Raw genomic sequence first — 20,977 nt, 5'->3', positions numbered from 1 at the left:
TAAGCACTGACAGTAGCGCTGCTTGGTGGTCGGACGAGCAGCCGTTTTTTTGAGCCGCAGGTCGGCTGAGCTTCGTCGGGGGAGTTAGAAAAACATGGTCGCCATCGTCGCCGGTAATGGATTAGGGCTGTTCAACGCTTCGTTGAATTCGTTGGGGGGCAGCGGCCAAGGTAACCTGGGGCAGGCCGGGGGGCAGGCACTGGTCAACGTCAGCAACGGCAACCTGGTGCTGCGCTTTACCGACGAGCAACTGTCCGGCCTGGGCCAGGATTTGCTGCACACCCGCACCTATAACACCCAGGGCGGCTTGAGCGATGGCGATGCCGATGGCTGGCGCTGGGACGGCGAACGCAGCCTGGTGTTGACCGGCACCGTCAACACTGCCGGCAGCCAGGTAACCCGTACCACGGGCGACGGTCATCAGACGGTCTATCAATGGAACGGCAGTCGCTATCAATCGACCGAGGGCGATGGTGCCCATGACACCGTTACCTGGGACGCCGATGTCGGTCAGATGGTCTGGACGGACGGCTCTCGACGGACCGTCGAACGTTATGACGACAATGGCCGGTTGCTGTCGGTCACTGACGCCAACGGCACGCAGATCAGCTACGGCTACGATGCCAATGGGCGCTTGAACTCGGTCAAGGACAGCTCCGGCCAGGAATTGGTGCTGAGTTACAACGCGTCCGGCAAGCTGGAGCGCGTCGACACGCGTAACGCTGCGGGCGGTGCGTTGACCCAGCAGGTGTATTACGGCTACGACGCCCAAGGGCGGCTGATCAATGTCAGCACCGATCTGAGCCCGGAAGACAACAGTATTACCGATGGCAAGGTCTACCGTACCGACTATACCTACGACGGCGCCAGCTTCCGTATCGCCAGTGTCGCGCAAAGTGACGGCACTTCGGCCAGCTTCACTTACCAATTGCTGGATGGCGAGTACCGGGTCAAGACGGTGTCCGACAGTTCGGGGACCACCACCTTCAGCTATGACACAGCCAATAACCGTACGGATGTGCTCAATGGCTCAGGCCAGCAGTGGAGCTATTTCTACGATACCAACGACCGACTGATCGAAGTACAAACACCGGCGGTGAATGGACAGCGCCTGTCCACGCGTTATGCCTATGATTCGGACGGCAACGTGATCAGCGTCACGGACGGACGCGGCAACGCCGTCACCTACCAGTACGATGCGAACGGTAACGTGCTGTTGGAGCGCGATGCGACGGGGGCCACGGTTGCGCGTACTTACAGCGCTGACAACCAGTTGCTCAATGAGATCCGCTACACCGCGACAGCGACCCTGAACACCACCACCGGGGTTTGGACCGAGCCGTCGGCCAGCACCGCCCAGGTCACCCGATTGGCCTACGACAGTAACAATCGGGTGCGCTTCGTGGTCGATGGGCGTGGCCAGGTCACGGAGTATCGCTATAACGCCCAGGGGTTGAGAACCCAGGAAATCGCCTACGGTGATGCCTTGTTTGTGTTGACCGGGCTCACACCGGAGGATGTGTTGACCGAGTCGCAATTGGTGACTTGGGCCGGTTCGCGAGATCGCACCCGCTCGACCCTGACCGAGCTGAGTTATGACTACCGTGGCAATTTGAGTCGTCGGGTCGCTTACGGCTCAGTCGATGCCGCCGGTACAGGCGTCCAGGAGAGCAGCACCAGCGTCACCGAGTACGTTTATAGCCAGCATGGTCAGTTGCTGCAGACGCTCGTAGTCCGTGCGGCAGACCGTAGCCGGAAGATTACCCTCAGCTCGGTTGTCTACGATGGCCTGGGGCGCGTGATCAGCCAGACCGACTCGGCAGGCACACGAACGACCGCCTATAACGGTACCGGCCGGACGTTGGCGGTGACCAATAGCGCCGGCATGACCCTCACGCAAACCTATAACGACCGAGGCCAACTGCTTGGCCTGACGCAGACCGCTTCCGGCCTGGCATCGCGTTCCACTTCGTATGTCTATGATGATGCCGGTCGCCAGGTCATGGTCCAGGACGCGACAGGCGTTCGCAGTTACACGTTCTACGACGAGGCCGGGCGGATCAGTGCCCTGGTGGATGGCCTCGGTGCGGTGACCGAGTACAGCTACAACGCCGCCGGGCAGCGTGTGCAGGAAAAACGTTATGCGACGCTGGTTGATACTTCGGCCTGGTACAACGGCACTGTGGTGCTCAAGAAACAGGTTGATGAAGTCCGTCCGGCGAGTACCTCTGCGGATCGTCTTAGCGCTTTGTCTTACGACAATGCCGGCCGACTGAGTACCAGCACGGATGCCAGCGGTACGCTGACCACCTTCACTTATGATGGGAAAGGCCGGCTGATCCAGCAGCAGACCGGTGATCGCGCAACGCGATTTTTCTATGACGCCAGCGGACATCAGATCGGTCAGTTGGATGCTGAAGGCTATTTGCGTGAAGACCGTCACGACGCAACAGGTCGGCTGATACAGAGCATTCGTTATGCGAACGCGACAGTGCTCGCCAATCGGGCCACCGGCACTCTCGTTGGTTTGCGCCCACCTTCCGTGGGTGATCTGACGAGTTGGTATTTCTACGACACGGCCGGTCGCCAGATCGGCAGTGTCGATGAGAAACAGTTCGTCACTGAAACGGTGTACGACGAAGCGGGCAATACCCAGAAAACCATCCGTTATGCCACCGCATACACTGCCGCGATTTCCGCTGCGACCACCTTTGCAACGATCAAGAGCGGCGTGGTGGCGGGTGCGGTACAAACCGCGACCACGACGTTTGACGATCAAGGGCGTGTGGCCCTGCGTGTCGCCACCGATGGCACGGCCACTGCGTATGAATACGATTCGGCCGGGCGTTTGGTGCGTGAAACCCAAGCCCAGGGCACCACCGAAGAGCGCAGCACCCGCACCCGTTATGACGCCTTTGGGCAAACCATTGGCAAGCTGCTTGGTGAAGCGTCGGCTCGCATAACGACTGGCATGAGCGCCGCCGAAGTGGCTGCGATCTATGCGCAGTACGGTTTGACCTATCAATATGACGCGGCCGGACGGGTAGCCAGCGTCACTGACGCGTTGGGTAACCGGACGTTGTCCTACTATGACGCGGCAGGGCGCCTGTCTCATGTCGTCAATGCAATGGGCGAGGTCAGTGAGACGGTCTATAGCGCCTTCGGCGATGTGCGCGAGCGGACTGATTTCACTGGTCGGCTGGCGGCGGCGGACACTGCTGGCCTCTCGGGCGGTGTATTGAACGCTCAGTTGAAGACCCTGGTGCAAGCGATCCGTAACGCGGCCAATGACAATCGACGTGTGTATGACTATGACAACCGTGGCCTGCTGACTGCCACGACCGATGCCCTCGGTTACGTGACCCGCTATGGCTACAACGCTTTCGGCAATCAAACGTCTGTCACCCGCACCATCTCCACGGGGAACACGGTCGCCAGCAGCATCACCTACAACAAGCGTGGCGAGCAGATAAGCCGTATCGACGATGTCGGCGGTTTGGCACGCAGCAGCGCCACGGTCTATGACGCGTTCAGTCGGGTGATCAGCCAGACCGATGGTCGGGGTCTGGTCAGCACCACGACCTATGCCAGCAATGGCCGAGTCATCACGCTAAAGAATCCACTCAACCAGGGGCAGAGCAGCGAATACGACGCCTTCGGCCGGGTACTCAAACAAACCGATGCACTGGGCAAGGTCACCACCTACGCCTACAACGACAGTGCGCGCAGCCTGACCGTGACCACCCCCGACGGTGTCAGCGTGGTGACTATAAAGAACCGCCACGGCCAGACCCTGACGGTCACCAATGGCACCGGGGCGGTGACCCGCTATAGCTACAACAAGGAAGGTCAGCTCGTCACCACCCAGGATGCCTTGAACCGCTCCACTACCAATGCGTATGACGAGGCTGGGCGGCTGCTCACCGTGACCGACGCCTTGGGCCGGATCAGCCGCTATGGCTACGACGCCGCCAACCGTGTGCTGACCCGTACCGATGCCAACAACAGCGTGACCCGCTATAGCTTTGACGGCCAGGGGCGCCAGGTGCGGGTCGTTGATGCCGAAGGGAAAGCCGAACAACGCATCACCGACTACGCCTACGACCGCAAAGGCCAGTTGTTGCGGGTAACCCAGGACCCCAACGGCTTGAAGCTCACCACCAGCTACAGCTATGACGGCGTGGGCCAGCAAGTCCAGGTGATGCGCGGTACGGTGGCCAGTCCCAGCCAGCAAATCACCCTGTATGAATTCGACAAGCTGGGCCGGCGCATCAGTGAACGCCAAGACCCGACAGGGCTGAACCTGACCACCCGCTACAACTACAACGGCAACGATCAGGTCACGCGCAAGATCGATGCGGCGGGGAACAGCACCTGGTATGTCTATGATGCTGCCGGTCGTGTGAGTGCTACTGTCGACGCCCTTGGTTATGTCAGCGAGAACAAGTACGACGCCAATGGTCGGGTGGTGGAGACGGTACGTTATGCCAAGCCGGTTCAGGTGCCGACGGTGGGTAGTGGCGACGGCCGCACGCTGACCCTGACAGGTAACACTCGTGCAATGACCGCGCAGGGCAAAGTCGCCATTGATCCGGCCAAGACCTACACCGTGCGCATCAGGCTCCGTCAGGTGACGGGGGAAGGTCGCATCTACGCCGGCGTGGTGAGTTACGACAGTGCCGGGAACGCGCTCGCCAACCCCTACGGTGGTACTTACGTTTATAACGCAGCCGCAGCCGTGAAACTGACGCCGGAGATGGGGTGGCAGACCTTCGAAGGCACCATCAGCGGCACGAACCCGATCAATGCGAGCGCCAGCCGTAACAAGTTCTTCGAGGGCAGCGTCAGCGCGGTGCCCCTGTTGCTGTACAACTACGACGCTGACAGCAGCGGCGATCCCAGCCGCCTGGTTGAAGTCGATTCGCTGGAACTGATCGATACCGCGACCGGCCAAGTACTCAATGCCAATGCAAACGCTGGCGCCGATCAGGCGAACTGGTACTCAGCCGGCCTTGTTGGGGCAAATGCTGCCAGTGATAGCCTCAGCGCCGAACGTCTGCAAACGCTGCTGCGTCCAGACAGCGACGACCGGCGCACCCAATTCGCCTACGACGCGGTGGGTCGCCAGCGCTACGTGATCGATGCGCAGGGCGGTGTCACCGAAAATAAATACGATGCCAATGGGCGGCTTACCCAGACCATCCAGTATTCCACGCGTATTCAACTGCCGACCGATGGCAGCAGCGACGGCCGCACGCTGACCCTGTCAGGTAATACTCGTGCAATGACGGCACAGGGCAAAATCGCCATTGATCCGGCCAAGACCTACACCGTGCGCATCAAGCTGCGCCAAGTGACGGGAGAGGGGCAGGTTTATGCCGGTGTGGTTACTTACGACAGTGCCGGCAATCCGCTTTCCAATCCGTACGGAGGCTCCTACGCCTACAGCGCGGTGGGTGGGGTGAAGCTGACGCCGGAGATGGGTTGGCGGACCTTCGAAGGTACTATCAGTGGCACGAACCCGATCAATGCGAGCGCCAGCCCGAACAAGTTCTTTGAGGGCAGCGCCAGCGCGGTGCCTCTGTTGTTGTACAACTACGGCACTGACAGCAGCGGCGATCCCAGCCGCTTGATCGAAGTCGATTCGCTGGAACTGATCGATACCGCCACCGGCCAGGTACTCAATACCAATGCGAACGCTGGCGCCGGACTGGCGAATTGGGCCTCGGCGGGGCTTGTCGGTGCAAATACCGCGAGTGACGTCCTGAGCGTCGAACAACTGCAAACCCTACTGCGCCCCGAGAGCACCACTGACCGCACCACCACCTACACCTACGACGCCGTCGGTCAACAAAAAACCGTTACCGACGCAGCAGGCAAGATCGAGTCCTACACCTACGATGCGGTGGGCAACCGCAAGACCCTGACCAACAAAAACGGCCACGTCTGGACCTATAACTACGACGCGCTCAACCGTCTGGTGGAAGAGATCACGCCAGCGGTCGCGGTGGCCAGCATCACCGAGGCCGGCGTGGTATCGGCGGTGAACCGCTACCTGGTCACCAGCAATACCTACGATGCCCTGGGCAATGTCCTCAGCCGTACCGAGGGTCGCCTGCGAGCCAGCGTTGCCGCCGATCCCGCACTGGATGAGCTGACCGAGGCGCGCACCACCGCCTATGCCTACGACGCCGTCGGCCGGCAGATCCGCACCACCAGCCCGGGCTGGTACAACAAGCTCAGCGGCCGCTACCAACAGACCTCGGACGGCACCGCCAACACTTTCCAGGTCAACACCGAAGTCACCTACGACAGTCTCGGCAACGCGGTGCGCAACCGCGTGCGGGTCAACAACAGCGGGGTGGTCGGCACTGATTTTGTCGACAGCTACAAGGTCTACGATGTGCTGGGGCGAGTCAGTTACGACATCGATGGGCTCAAGGGTGTAACCGGCTATACCTATGATGGTATGGGCCAGACCACTCGTACCGTTCGCTATGCGAATGCGTTGACCCTGGCCGCGCCGGCCAGGGGTTATTACCTCACGACCGATGTCACCGCCACTACCCTGGTCCCCGATGCCACCCAGGACCGTACGCTGATCACCAGCTACGACGCCCTCGGGCGCAAGACCGCAGTGCAGAAGAATATCGTCAGCCTGTTCACCTTCACCGGTAACGTTGCGACCTCGACTCTGACTAACCTGGCGCCTACCACGCTTTACAGCTACGACGCCTTCGGGCAACTGGTGCGCGAGACCCAGGTGGCACGCAACGCCAGCGGCGCCACGGTGCAGACCGGCGCCAGCAGCGTGTATTACTACGACCTGGGCGGACAGCGCATCGGCAGTGTGGACGCCCTCGGTTACTACACCCGGATGGAGTACGACGCCCTCGGTCAGTTGACCCGACAGACCGACTACGCGACCAAGCTCGCCAGTTGGAACGAGAATGCTTTGCCAGCGGCCCCGACGGTCAGCGTTAACGACCGCCGCGTTCGTTTCAGCTATGACCCCATGGGGCGCCTCAGCCAGACCACCGTGGAAGGCGCGCGTTTCTGGCAGCAGAGCATCAACGCCACCACGGGAGCGGCCAGCGCCACGTTGGTGACCGCCGATCTGCTGCTCAGCCGCAGCACCTACGACGGCGTGGGTAACGTCAAGACCGTCACTGACGCCCAAGGCAACGTCGTCAGCACGGACTACAACGCCCTTGGCCAGGTGATCAAGGTCACCGAGCCCGCACGGGCCACCGCCAAGAACGGTGTTGTCGACCCTTTTGCCAATGCTGATGTCATCGCGTCCCCGACCACCACGCTCCTGCTCAACGCCTTCGGGCAGCAAATCCGCGAGATCCGCGCGGCCGGCACCGACAGCGCTGGCAACGTACAGGCCGGCCTGGGCCAGATCACCCGCACCCGTTACGACGCCGCCGGGCATGAGATCTTGGAGATCGATGCAGCGGGTTCTGCGCAGAACTACAAGGTCGATGTGGCGGGTCGGCGTATTGAGGAAACTCGGCAAATCAATGTCACGATGAGCGCCTGGATTACGGTGTTTGGCGTGCCGATGGCGATGAATCACACCACCCGCCGTACCTTCGAGTACGACGCGCTCGGCCAGCAGATCGCCACCGAGGATTGGTACACCGTGGGCTTGGACACCAAGGTGTCCGCGCGCGAAAGCGCACTCTATAACCGCTTCGGTGAAGTCGCCCGCAAGCAGGTCAATGGCGCCACTGTAGAAGTCTTCAACTATGACCAGGTCGGTCGGCTCGAATCCTACGGCAACGCGACCAATGTCACCGCGTTCAAGTATGACCTGTCCGAAAAAGTCAGCAAAAGCACGGTGCTGGGGGACTGGAGCATCACCACCGACGACCGCATCAACTACATGCGCAACGACTTGCTCGGTCGCACCTTCGAGCAACACCTGCCTGCGTTCGAGGCGAACCTCGGCGCCGACACCCTGAACAGCGCCACCCTGACCCTGAGCACGCCGATCATCCGGCAGACCATCGATCGCTGGGGCAACGTGCTCAGTCGTACCGATGCCCGGGGCTACGTCACCAGCTACACCTATAACCACGCGAATCAGGTGCTCACTGAAACCCTGCCGGTAACTGATATCTTGCGCGAGAACGGCACCGGCTACCGCGCCAGCCTGATCCACGAAAAGCGCTACGACATCCTCGGCCAACTGATCCAGGAAGCCGATCTGGTCGGGCCTTACACCGGCGTGGCCACCAACACCCTGCTGCGTACCCGTCAACACGTCTACAACCAGGTTGGTCAACTTACCCGTGATGTTGATGCTCTCGGCAACTCCCGGCGATACCGCTATGACGTCCATGGCAACCGCGTCGCCACTCAGGATGCCTTGGGCACTGTGTTGGTTGATGGTTACGATGCCATGGATCGGCAGATCAACCATGGCGTTATCCGTAGCGGGGCCAAGGTTACCTTGTTGACCAACAAGTACGACCAGGCTGGGCGTTTGTATGCCGAAATCAGTGGCACAGCGGAGACAGCGGAAACTCTGAAGAACGTGGAAGACGCTCGCCAAGGCGCGTCCTATTTGTCCGGTGTGGCGGGGAATACCCGATATACCGTTTATAACGAGCGCGGCAATATCACCCATAGCAATAACGAGTCAGGGGTGATGTTCAGCTATGAGTACGATGCCCTCAACCGTAAGACCCTTGAACAAGACGAGATGGGAAGCACCAAGACCTGGACATACTCGTCTGGGGATGTTTCTCGTCTGGTTGGGCATAAAGATTGGGGCGGACATACCTATACCTACACCTACAATGCTTTTGGTGAGGTGGCAAAAGAGCAGATCGCCGGAGGCCCTGACAAAATCTACCAATACTTTGCTAACGGCCTGACCAAGTTGGTGACCGAGGGTCCCACAGATAACTGGATGGCTACTGGGTCGGAATATGATCTGGCGGGGAATAAAGTACGTGAATTCAACTCCTCCAGCTTCACGGCGAACTCGAGTACCTTCAATACGCACTATGAAACGCTCTACAAATATGATGCGTTGGGAAGGCTGGCAGGGGTGAGAATGCCTGCCGGTATTGACCTTGCGAGCCCTGTAATCGCCCGTATTGATTATAGCTATGACGAGTTGGGCAATCGGCGTCGTGTCGTGCTGGATACCACCAATCAAGGCGGCGTACGCACGGTGATTGACAATTGGTTTAGATATGATCTGGAAGGGCGGGTGCTGGTCGAGGACGGCTTCCGGAACAGCGGCGGGCAAGTAGCCGCCGGTGTCGTTGGCGGCAAAGCCAAGGGTAAGGTCTATACCTACGATGCTGTGGGTAAACGGACATCTGCCGAAGAGTATGTAAAGACTATCGATTTCTTTGGTTATCCCAGTCATGAATATGTGCTGAATAACTACACCTATAATGACCTTGGTTCGCTGCTCACAACCACCAAGCGCGCTTCGATCCGTAATCTATCGACTAACCCCGATACCTCCTATGGGGCGCTGCTCGGCGAGGCCAGTCAGATCTTCAGTGCCCAATATGACGGGCGCAATAACCGCATCTTCCAAGAGGATGTCAACGGCAGTGAGCGCACCCGTACCACCTACACCTATCGTGGAGATGGGCAGCTCAATAATCAGTTGGTAACTCGCTGGAACGGCAGCAGCTGGTTGGCCTCTCAATACACGTTCTTCAACGAGACACGAAAGATCGGTGCTGATGGCGTGGAGCGTGATTCCCTTGTGGGATATAACGCTGCGGGACGTTCTGTTCACTATCGCTATAGCGTATACGACAAGAACGGTAGTCGGACCATGTGGGGGGAGAATTTCACGACTCTTGCAGGGTTCGAGACATGGAAGGAAAGCGAGGTCAAGGCAACTGTTAATAGAGGAACCAATGGCCTGACGATCATGTCCTACAGCGCTCGCGGCGAACTGCTTAGGGCAGAAGCGAGCGGGAAAGCGTATTTTTCTCGATATTTTACTGCGGACCGAAATGGTCAACTAACCACGCGCATGGACGGTTACGATTTCACCGCCCAGCGTTATGTCCTCCATAACGGCAACGTGCTAGCAAGCGTCGGCAATAACAGTGCACCGGAGATTTACGACACCATCGCATCTGTCTCACCCGATGAAGTACCGCGCACGCCTGGTAGTTACGTGATCGTTGAGGGCGACACTCTGCAGGGCATCGCCCAGAAAACTTGGGGCGACTCGAGCATGTGGTACCTCATCGCCGACGCTAATGGATTAGGCGTTGGTGATGCTTTGGATCGCGGCACAAGCTTGATCATCCCCAACGTTGCCGGCAGTAATGCCAACAACGCCGATACCTTCAAGGCCTACGATCCGAGCGAAGTGACCGGCGATTTGACCCCTGTTCCGATCTATCAGCCTCCTAAGCCTAAGAAAAAGAAAAGCAACGGGCTTGCCAGCGTCGTCATGGTGGTGGTGGCCGTGGTAGCAACGGTATTCACAGCGGGGGCCGCCACAGCGGTGATCAGCGGAGCAGCCACAACCTTTGGCGGTGCGGCCGCCGCGGGTACTGCTGCACTGTCTGCCGCCGCGGCAGGAACAGCTGCCACTATTAGTCTTGGCGGTGCAATCGTCGGGGCCGCCGTGGGTAGCGCGGCTTCCCAGTTGGTTGGCATGGGCATGGGCGCGGTGGATAAATTCTCTTGGGGGCAAGTAGCCGCCAGCGGGATTACCGGGGGGCTCACCTACGGAATCACCTCCGGCATTGGTACATTGGCACAAGGCACTCAGCCAGGTTCATGGGCTCAAACCGCGGCCAGTGCCGCCAAAACCTATTCGGCTCAAGGCGTTTTTAACTATGCCGCCAGCCAAGTGGCCAATCGCATCGCTGGCCTTGATACCTCCTTCAGTTGGAATCGCCTGGCATCCTCAGTGGTGGCTGCCAACGTCAGCGGCGAGTTGAATGGGCGCTTTGGCAGGCAACTGTCCGGTCAGATCGTGAGCGGCCAAATCGGCGCATACGCCTCGGCGGCGATAAGCGATAAGTGGTTAGGGGGCTCACGACCTGATCACGGTCAAATCGCGGCGGATGCTTTTGGTAATACGCTGGGCAACTTCTTTGTGGATCAATTCCGTGAATCTTCGGAGGAGGCAGTGCAGCGGACAATGAAGCTGGCTGGGCTGCCAGATGATGAGGTGTATAGGGACGACATCGGTCGGGGGCTGGCCAGTGGAGTCCCTCCTGAGCAACTGGGGGACTTCTATACTCATCCTGGAACGAGGCAGGTTGCGCTTCATCCAACGCGACCTGGCGAGAATGGCGGCTTCATGAGCTATGAAGGCGACGGTGTATGGGTAGGCGTCCCGCCTCCACAAGAGCCGATCACATACTCGGTGGGTGATCTGGAAGGTGTTCTGAGTCTCAACGGAAACAGCACGTTGGTAGATTGGGCGAACAACTTCACTCCGGTGGTCCATGAAAGGTTGGTCGGCTTTGGTAACTTCGCCGCTGAGCATGAGGGGGCAACCAAGCTGCTTGGCTATGCGGCACAGCTGGTCAGCTATGCGGTGATGGGGCCGTTCGCGGCTTCGCGCAGCATCGCGATCGAGGCGATCCTTGGGTCGGCGATCGGGCAGGTTCGAGATTATGCGATAGAGAAAGTCGGTGACTACTACCAGTCCAAGGGGGTGCGAGCCGATAATGCCGTTATTCTTGCTAATGGTACGGTGTTTGGTGGAGAGTTCGTCCTCGGCGAGGTGAGGTCCGCAGTGAATGGTGCCAAGCGGTATGCGATGCGGATGGATGGTGAAAATATTTCAGACGATGCATTGCGCGCCGAGATTCTGCGAGTTGGCCAGGAAGGCCATGCACTAGAGCGCCATGGTGGAGCGGTGACGGATGAGCAGCTATACATTCGTGCGACCACTGGTGTAGCTCCTGATGGATCGTCGGTCATCAGGAATGGACAAGTTGTGGTGCCTCCTTCGTCAACTGCATTTTATTCTGATGAGCTCCTAGCTCAGTCGGATGTTTTTATCAGACAGAACTATTTGGATCGAGCCGTAACTTTTAGCAACCCAGGGGCGCAACGGGTCATAATTGAGGGGGTTGATCTTAATGGTCCAGTCGGACGTGGTTATGATCGTGTATCCTCAACTCCTGGGACTGTCGGCCCGCTCCGTTTTCATCCGGAGCTGTCACGAGCTACAGGTGTTTATGAATACAATGTGTTAACCAATTCTTGGCATACAACAACTATCTATGTGGGAAAATAATGTACGAATACGTGGATTATGTATTGGCTAATTATTTAAATGTAGAGATTGGTCATTCTGAGGAGGAGGCAATTACAATTCTGTGCGCACACCTTGCCTCAAATGCTACTCTTTGTAGTGGAGTTAGAGCTCATATGAAAAATGCATTTTCGGATGAGAAATTTTCGTGGAAAGAGGCTCTCTCTAGCAACGGTGTGGCTACGTTTGAGAATGAGGCAGAGGCACGCGAGTATGCATATAACCTGCTTTGGAAACACTTGTTTAAGGAGTAAGCAGGAGGAAATGGGGGCAGACCCTGAGGGATCCCCCACAAATCTACTCCAATGCCTTTGCCGCTTAGATGAGGGAGAAACGGGGACAGACCACGTTTTCTTTGATGTATTTTGATTGACTGAAACAGCAGGAAATAGAAAGGGGTGATGTCTTTTCTTGAGTTGACTAAGCTTTGGTCCGACTTATATGAAAGGACTCTCCATATGCCACGCAGAGCACGCGTCTTGATACCGGGCGCACCCTTGCATTTAATTCAACGAGGAAATAATCGATCGGTTTGTTTTTTCTCGGATGATGATTATCTTTTTTATATGGAACTGCTTGCTGAACAAGCCAGCAAAAGCGGATGTGAAATTCACGCGTGGTGTTTAATGAGTAATCATGTTCATTTGTTAGTCAGCCCTCAAGAGTAAAGTAGTGCGGGTTCGCTTATGAAGGGGATAGGGCAGAGGTATGTGCAGTACGTGAATCGTACATATGGACGCAGTGGGACCCTGTGGGAGGGACGCTTTCGTTCATGCCTTGTTCAAAGTGAAAGCTATGTTTTAGCCTGCTATCGTTATATAGAAATGAATCCTGTCCGGGTAAAAATGGTAACGCATCCGGCGGAGTATCGTTGGTCGAGTTATCGTGCTAACGCACAATCAGAGCTTTCGTGTTTTATTACCCCGCATGCTCAGTACCTGTCGCTTGGAGGGCCAAATACATCGACTGCAGAAGCTTACAGGGAGCTTTTTAGAGACGAGCTGGGGGTAGGGTTGGTTGACCAAATTCGGGCCGCCACCAATGGTAACTATGTACTTGGTGGCTCGCGATTTGCTAATGAAATTGAAGCAATGATCGGACGGCGAGCTCAGCGAGGCCGCCCGGGGCGCCCGGGAAAACGATCGCTGTCTTAGTTAGAAAACGTGGTCTGTCCCCGTTTTCCCCCTGAGCGGTAATAGCACCTTCGTGGAGCGGGTAAACGACATCACGCCCGTGATCCATGACGGCCTGACCGGTGTTGCCAGCTTCGCCAAAGCGCACCCGGATGCAACGCTACTGGTTGGCTATGCAGCTCAAGCGGTCAGCTACGCGTGGATGGGGACGATGAAGGCCATGAGCAGCATCGCGACCGAGGCGATCCTTGGGACGGCGATCGAGCAGGCTCGTGATTACGCGATAGAGAAAATTGGCGACTACTATCAATCCAAAGGTATTAGCACCGATAATGCTGGCATTCTTGCCAATGGCACTGTGTTTGGTGTAGAGGTTGTTGCCGGTGAGGTCAGGTCCGCGGTGACTGGAGCCAAACATTATGCGATGCGGATGAGTGCCAAAGGTGCTCCAAGCAGTGTGGCTGGAACTGCGGCAAGTGGTGTCAGCGCAGTAAGTGACATTCCACAGTACACTTTCAGGGGGGATTCGAGGGGGCCTGATGTAATATTTAAAGAAGGTTTTCAACCGCGAGGGGATAGTACGGATCTAATGGCGCACGCACTGGATAATAAATCTCCACCAAGTATGTATGTTCCAACATCTAAATCGTTTGATATTGCAAATGATTTTGATAGTAATGTATATGTTGTAAGGCAGAAAGGTGGGATAGATGTAAATGCGGTTCTGGGTTCGAAAAGTCCATTTCCAGAGGAGTTAGAGATAGCTATGCCGGGCGGCGTCCATCCAAGCGATATTCGTGCCTTGACTCTTCCGAATCAAGGTGTTTCTATTCTTAATCCGAATTTCAAAAAATGAATGAAGTCAAGGAATTAGTAGTTCTTTTTAAAGATGGGTCGCTGCGAAAGTGCTTTGTAAAAGTCGCGGTGTCGGAGCCATGGGTGATTTCGTTCTCTCAATCGGATTTAGGCGAAATTCGCTATGAGTCTGACGACTTGTTTAAAGCGTTGCTTCTCTTGAGGTCTGCGCTTGAAGAGCAAGGCCATAGGTTGCTATGCAATGGCTCTCGTAAAAATGTAGTTGTATCAGGGATGTCGCGGCAAATGGGTGGTGGTCGTAAAGCTTATTTGGTAAGGCTTGGCAAGCCGGCGCGGCGAGATGATCTGGTGGATATATTTGATTGTATAGAACCTTCCTTCGTTGATACCGTTGGGCAACAGATCGAATTTTATAATGAATGGTTGAGGTCATTGTGTAATGAATGATGTAAAAATACTACCTGAGCCTCGCGAAGTTGAAGAGGCGGCGCGCAATCCAAATGGCTGGGTGTATCGAATATATGGTCACTATGGAGTAAATGATGCGGTCCCTCCGGAAGCTGTAGTCGGGGCTTGGAAAGTTAATGAGGAAGGACAGATTGTTGGTGATTTTATTTTGAATCCAAGGTTCTCTCCTGATGACAAAGTCACATAAGTAAACATGAAAACGGGGCCAGGCGCTGAGGGATCCCCCACAAATCTACCCCAATACCCGCGCCTGATAATGCACTTCGTCGCGCAGGGCATGCTCGAGTTTTTCGATGATCAGCCTGAACCTAACGACGAAATCGAGAAACCAGCAACTACGGCAACACCGGATCGGTCTTGTATGGCCCCATCACCTTGTTGATGTTCGGCCAGACCATATAGGCCTTCCAACTTTCATTGTCCCGAGAGCAGTAAACGAGGTATTCGCTATCGCTGCTGCGGCTGATGCGGTAACGATAGATCTCGCAACCTTTCACTTTGCCTGTGGGAAGGCGGGGGCAGGCCACGGTTATGGGGTGGGCAGATTACAGGTGAACTCAAATCGTGGTTTGTCCCCGGCTTCTCCCGGCGACAACACCATCTCCAATCCACGCATCCATTTCGTAACATTCTGTTGCATCCCCTAAACAGGCTTCGCTACCATAGTCAGGCAGATGGCCATCTGCTATGAGGTCCGGCCACGCGTGAGCTGTACGTGACGCTCGGCATGCAGCGAGCAAGTAACGCCAGGTAGATTTTAAACGTTCGATATCGTTTTAAATATTTTGATCCTCTGGATCATTAAAGGATTCGGAGTGTGCCTAGATAATCGCTGGTGATAATGCTGTGAAAAAATTCGTTCAGTTGCTTGACGCCGCACTCTCTATCGCCGAAAAAAATAAAATCGACACCAGGGATCCCTTTATTATTCAGGCTGCCGAAACGACGGTGAAAAACCTCAAGGGTTTTCGCAAGTTTGCACTTTCTGGCGGACTCCCAAGGCCATCAAGAGGTGAATTATCTCAGGGGGCAGACCTTGGGTTGAGCCGCGAAGTTGGCGAATGGGCGGTAAGTAGCAACTTGCGTGATGCTATTTTTAAGATCGAAGATCACTATAAAAACTCAATGTAAGTACGTTGGGCAACTCGCGCCCAATGCAGCATTGAGTTTCCTCGGGCGCCTCATCGCAGGCACGCGGCGCACGGGAAAGCCTGAGCTCTCCTGATTGGCGCAGGCCCTCCAGCAAGCCAACCACCACCATTCGTCCCCATCCCGTAACATCCTGTTGCATCTCCTGACACTATATCGCTACCATGGCAAAACAATGGCGAACTGCCATTCAGGCTGTGGCGCGCCCAAAGCGCACCTTAGGATCTAGTTCAGTTGGGGTTATGGATGACGCAGGACTTCATGCTCTACGCGCTCAAAGAAGCGCTTCTGACCTCCGCGATGGTGGCTGCTCCGCTGCTTCTGGCCATTTTGATCGTCGGCCTTCTGGTCAGCATCCTGCAAGTCGCGACCCAGATCCAGGAAATGACCCTGACCTTCATCCCCAAGCTGATCGTGACCGTCGTCATGCTGCTGGTTTTTGGTGGCTGGATGTTGACGGTCCTCAAACAATTCGCACTCAGTGCATTAACTCAGGCCGCTAGCTTCTAGCCGCGTTTTTTGGTGTGAGTGTGTGCTGACGTCCTTCTTCCTCAATGCGCTTCTCGTGTCGGTCAGGTTGATTCCGCTCGTGGTGGTTTCGCCGATCCTGTTTTTTTCGCGCATTCCATTGACCGTCCGGTTGATCCTGGCACTGGCGTTGTCCGGCGTGCTGGTGGGCAGCATGACGCTCACCCATGCCCCCGTCTTCACGCTGCCGGTGGTGTTGGGCGAGTTGCTGCTGGGTGTGCTGATGGCGTTCGGTTTTCATGCCGCCCATGCCGGTGTCGATATGGCCGGCAAGTTGATCGACACCCAGATCGGTTTGAATGCAGCCGGGGTGTTTGATCCGGGTACTTCGAACATGACGGGCCTGATGGCCGAGCTGTTGGTCTTGTCGTTGGGCGCGCTGTTTGTCGTGCTCAATTTGCATCACGACTTGCTCAGGGTGTTCGCTCAGTTGCTGGTGGCGGTTCCGCCCGGCAGTGTGTCGTTGAGCACGCTGTCCGTGTCTTTGGCAACGGTCATGACGCAACAGTTTTTACTGGCGTTCATGATTGTCGTGCCGGTGATCCTCGGGCTGTGGCTGATCGATGTGGCGTTTGCGTTCTTGTCCCGTTCCATGCCCCAGGCCAATGTCTATTTCCTGTCCTTGCCCCTCAAGTTGGGCGTGGGCATGTTTATTTTTATCCTGACCTTGCCAATGATCGTCCAGCGTTTGCCGCTGCTGATTGAAAGCGCCTTGCGGTTTGCCCTGTCACCGGCGGGTGTTCAATGAGCGATCAGCAGGACAAGAGCGAAGAGGCCACGCCCTACAAACTCGAAGAGGCCCGCAAGAAAGGGCAGGTGCCCCGCAGCCCGGACCTGTTGTCCTTCGTCATGCTGTTGACGTTCCTGATGGTTTTTTCGGCCATTGCTTATCCGTTGGCGAGCGTCATTGCCGCCCACACCCACTGGTGGTTGGGCAACGCCGGGCAATTGGGGCAAGGCTTTGGTTACCTGGGCGAGCAGGGCGGCTATAGCCTGCGGCAGGTGGTGTACGGGTTGTTGCCGTTGATTGGTGCGTTGGTGCTGATGGCGATCCTGACGAATCTGTTGTTCAGTGGCCCGGTGTTTTCAATGACGGCGCTGAAGCCTGACTTCAAGCGGCTCCATCCGATCCAGGGCCTCAAGAAGCTCTTTTCGCGACGCATGTTCGTTGAGCTGATCAAGGTGCTGGTCAAGGGCGCGTTGTTCTCGCTGGTTTTGTATTACCTGTTCCAAAGCGTGCTGCCGCAGTTGTTGGGCATGGCGACGATATCGCCCCTGGAGTTGCCGCAGGCCGGCAAGCAGTTGTTGATGCAGTTGGGCTTTACCGTGTTGGCGGTGATGGCCGCGGCCGCGCTGTTTGATATCTGGTATTCGCGGCGCGAGTTCGGCCGGCAGATGCGCATGAGTCGTCGGGAAACCAAGGACGAACATCGCCGCCGCGAGGGCGATCCTGAAGTGCGTGCCAAGCGCAAAGGCATCCAGCAGGCGCTGCTGAAAAAGGCCGCTGCGCTGGGTCAGGTCAAGGACGCCGACGTCATCATCACCAACCCGACCCATTACGCGGTGGCCTTGCAGTATCGGCCTTCCAGCATGCTCGCGCCCAAGGTGCTGGCCATGGGGCGCGGTCTGCACGCCCGGCGTATCTGTCATGTCGCCAGGAAGCACCAGGTACCGATTTTGCGTCGTCCGCCCTTGGCCCGGGCGCTGCATGCCCTGGCGCGGGTCGATTCAGCGATTCCGGATTCGACCCAGGCCGACGTGGCCCGCATTTATCGCTGGGTCATCGCACTGCCGGGCAATAAGGTGCTTGCGCCATGAAGCCATTGTTGTCGCGCATGCTGTCCGAGGGCAGTGACTTGCTGCTGGCCGTGGCGGTCATCGGCATTTTGCTGGTGTTGTTCACGCCGATTCCCACGTGGCTGTTGGACTTGCTGCTGCTGACCAACTTTGCCGTCGCGCTGATGGTGCTGCTGGTGACCTTCGACATCGATAAGCCGCTGAGCTTTTCGACCTTTCCGTCGCTGTTGTTGATGACCACGTTGTTTCGCCTGGCCCTGAATATCTCCGCAACGCGGCTGATCCTCACCGACGGCGATGCGGGGTTGGTCATCGCGGCGGTGGGCACCCACGTCGTGGGTGGCAACTACGTGATCGGTTTTGTGATTTTCCTGATCCTGGTGGTGGTGCAATACGTGGTCGTCACCAGCGGTGCCCAGCGCGTGGCCGAGGTTGCTGCGCGTTTTACCCTGGACTCCTTGCCGGGTAAGCAGATGAGCATCGACGCGGACCTGAACATGGGCATCATCGACCAGGAAGAAGCCAAGCGCCGCCGCAGCCAGTTGGAGCGTGAGTCGAACTTCTACGGGGCCATGGATGGCGCGTCCAAGTTCGTCAAGGGCGATGCGATTGCCGGCATTGTGATCATTGCGATCAACATCATTGGCGGCCTCTCGGTCGGCATCCTGCAGAAGGGCCAGAGCTGGGGCGATGCGTTGCATCACTACACGTTGCTGACGGTTGGCGACGGCATTGTGACGCAGATTCCGTCGCTGATTATCGCCGTGGCGGCGGGCATCATCATCACCCGCGCCGCGACCGATGCACGCCTGGGGCCGGAGCTGGGGCGGCAGGTGTCGGCTTATCCCAAGACTTTGGTGGTGGTGGCGCTCGTCACGCTGTTTCTGGCGACGATGCCAGGCTTGCCCTTGATTCCGTTGATGGTGCTGTTTTGCGCGTTTGCCGCGGCGGCGTGGTTTTCCTATCGCAAGTTGCGCGGCAAGACCAACGCAGACGAAGACTCGCAACAGGACTTGCTGAGCGGGCAAGACAGCGACTCCAACGACGTATACGCGTTGATGAACACCGATGCGTTTGAATTGCGTCTGAGCGCAGACCTTGCGGCTCACGTCCTGGCCGCCACCAGTACCTTGAGCCTGCGCATCGAAAACCTGCGCAAGCAGTTCGCCAAGGATTATGGCTTTGCCTTGCCCTCACTCAACGTGCACGCCGATAAGAAACTGGCCAGCGGCACCTACCAGGTCTGCGTACAGGGCGCGGTGATTGCCGCAGGGGAGTTGGAGTTCGACAAGTTACTGGCGATCAACCCCGGTGGCGCAACGCTGGTGCTCGAAGGGCGCGCCACCAAGGAACCTACCTACGGGCTCAAGGCGCTCTGGATCGAGGTGGCGCAACGGGCCCAGGCGCGCACGGCGGGCTACACCCTGGTCGAACCCGACACCGTGCTGCTGACCCATTTGTCCGAGCTGGCCCGCCGCTATGCGCCGGAGTTTCTGACCCGTGCCGAGACCGAGCGGTTGATCGAGAAAAAACGCGCCGGCTTGGGCAGCCTGGTGGATGAGCTGGTGCCTCAAGTCCTCAGCTACTCGGATATCCAGCGAGTGCTGCAACTGTTGCTGCGCGAGCAGGTGTCTATCCGCAACCTTGAGACCATTCTCGAAGTATTGGTGGACGCGGGACGTAGCAACAAGAACGCCGACGACCTCGTCGAGCGGGTACGCGAGCGCCTGGGTGCGGCCCTGTATGAGCGTCTGGTCGACAAGAACGGCGAGCTCAACGTGTTGACGATCGCACCGCAACTGGAAGGCTACATGCTGGCTGCCTCGCGTCCTCGCGAAGGCCTGCAATCAGCGTTGTTGCCGGCCCAGGAACTGGAGCGATTCGTCACCACCGTCGCCCGGGAAGCCGAACGGCAACTCAGTGGCAACAAGCAGCCGGTGCTGCTGTGCGCGGCACCGTTGCGCCGGGTCTTGCGGGCCTTTATGTCGCGCGCCGTGCCGCACATGGCGGTGCTGTCGGTCAATGAAGTGGGGCAGCACGCCCGCGTCACCTCGGCGGGCATGATTGACCTGCCCGGTTTCCCCAGCCTGGAGTCCCCATGAGCGACTTGATCATGCAACTGGCTGGGGTCATCCAGCGTGATATCGACAATCTAAAAGCGGTGTCGCAGAACGTCGCCAATGCCAATACCGTTGGCTATAAGGCCGAGCGCACTTTCAATGTCATGGCTTCCAACGTGGCCGGCCCTGGCGTAGCCGGCGGGCTGGATGACATCCAGGCGCAGACCTGGATCAGCACTGACGGTGGTGCATTGCAGCACACCGGGCGGGCTACGGACCTGGCGCTGTCGGGAGATGCCTGGTTTGCGATCAAGACACCGGGTGGTGTGTTGTTGAGTCGCGATGGTCGTTTCCAGGTCGACAAGAGCGGTTATCTGGTTAGCAGGGCGGGTTACCCAGTATTGGCCGACGACGGTCCGCTGCAGGTGGCGGATGGGGTACTCAAGATCGATGCGAGCGGGGAAGTCAGTGTCGATGATCGCCCGGTAGGGCGCCTGAGCATCGTGCGCGTCGACAATCCGCAGCAGTTACTTGCCGTTGGCGATGGGCTGTATGCGGCCAGTACCGGGATCACTCCCGCCAAAAGTTTCGTGGTGCATCAGGGGCTGCTGGAACGCTCGAATGCGGCCATGGGCACCGACATGGTGAAGATGATGGAAGTGTCGCGGCATGTCGAAACCATGCAGCGAGCGCTGTCGGCCTACGACGGCATGCTCAACAGCGGTATCAACCAAATTGGCAAGAACTGATCA

The 20,977-nt window shown here is 57.5% G+C and carries 11 protein-coding genes; all 11 read left to right on the top strand.

Going from position 1 to position 20,977, the window contains the following annotated elements; all coding sequences use genetic code 11:
* Positions 1-94: 94 nt before the first annotated feature.
* Positions 95-12,256, top strand: coding sequence for a hypothetical protein (locus tag AB4O09_RS18345; protein ID WP_460107327.1), 12,162 nt, complete (start codon positions 95-97; stop codon positions 12,254-12,256).
* 419 nt (positions 12,257-12,675) lie between these two features.
* Positions 12,676-12,942: a transposase gene (locus tag AB4O09_RS18340; RefSeq protein WP_460107324.1), complete on the top strand. Its 267-nt coding sequence runs from the start codon at positions 12,676-12,678 to the stop codon at positions 12,940-12,942.
* A gap of 538 nt (positions 12,943-13,480) precedes the next feature.
* A complete protein-coding gene (locus AB4O09_RS18335; protein WP_460107322.1) occupies positions 13,481-14,263 on the top strand; it encodes a scabin-related ADP-ribosyltransferase in 783 nt (260 codons plus the stop codon).
* Positions 14,260-14,670, top strand: coding sequence for a hypothetical protein (locus AB4O09_RS18330; RefSeq protein WP_460107320.1), 411 nt, complete (start codon positions 14,260-14,262; stop codon positions 14,668-14,670). Before AB4O09_RS18335 ends, AB4O09_RS18330 begins: the two co-directional genes overlap by 4 nt.
* On the top strand, positions 14,663-14,878 hold the full coding sequence (locus tag AB4O09_RS18325; RefSeq protein ID WP_460107317.1) for a hypothetical protein: 216 nt from the start codon (positions 14,663-14,665) through the stop codon (positions 14,876-14,878). Before AB4O09_RS18330 ends, AB4O09_RS18325 begins: the two co-directional genes overlap by 8 nt.
* Positions 14,879-15,537: 659 nt before the next feature.
* On the top strand, positions 15,538-15,822 hold the full coding sequence (locus tag AB4O09_RS18320) for a hypothetical protein (protein WP_460107316.1): 285 nt from the start codon (positions 15,538-15,540) through the stop codon (positions 15,820-15,822).
* Positions 15,823-16,086: 264 nt separating this feature from the next.
* On the top strand, positions 16,087-16,350 hold the full coding sequence (locus AB4O09_RS18315; RefSeq protein WP_013693081.1) for a flagellar biosynthetic protein FliQ: 264 nt from the start codon (positions 16,087-16,089) through the stop codon (positions 16,348-16,350).
* Positions 16,351-16,372: 22 nt separating this feature from the next.
* Positions 16,373-17,116, top strand: coding sequence for a flagellar biosynthetic protein FliR (locus AB4O09_RS18310; protein WP_460107314.1), 744 nt, complete (start codon positions 16,373-16,375; stop codon positions 17,114-17,116).
* Positions 17,113-18,186, top strand: a complete 1,074-nt coding sequence (locus AB4O09_RS18305) for an EscU/YscU/HrcU family type III secretion system export apparatus switch protein (RefSeq protein ID WP_460107311.1) — start codon at positions 17,113-17,115, stop codon at positions 18,184-18,186. The genes AB4O09_RS18310 and AB4O09_RS18305 overlap by 4 nt, the downstream gene beginning before the upstream one ends.
* Positions 18,183-20,267 carry a flagellar biosynthesis protein FlhA gene (locus tag AB4O09_RS18300; RefSeq protein WP_460107309.1) on the top strand — a complete coding sequence of 695 codons (2,085 nt, stop codon included), beginning with the start codon at positions 18,183-18,185 and terminating at the stop codon, positions 20,265-20,267. Before AB4O09_RS18305 ends, AB4O09_RS18300 begins: the two co-directional genes overlap by 4 nt.
* Complete coding sequence (locus AB4O09_RS18295; RefSeq protein WP_013693085.1) at positions 20,264-20,974, top strand: flagellar hook-basal body protein; 711 nt, start codon at positions 20,264-20,266, stop codon at positions 20,972-20,974. The genes AB4O09_RS18300 and AB4O09_RS18295 overlap by 4 nt, the downstream gene beginning before the upstream one ends.
* Positions 20,975-20,977 lie beyond the last annotated feature (3 nt).

It is taken from the genome of Pseudomonas sp. H1_F01 (genome assembly GCF_054681425.1).
The sequence above is the reverse complement of the archived record's forward strand: the minus strand, read 5'-3'. Positions and strand labels throughout refer to the sequence as shown.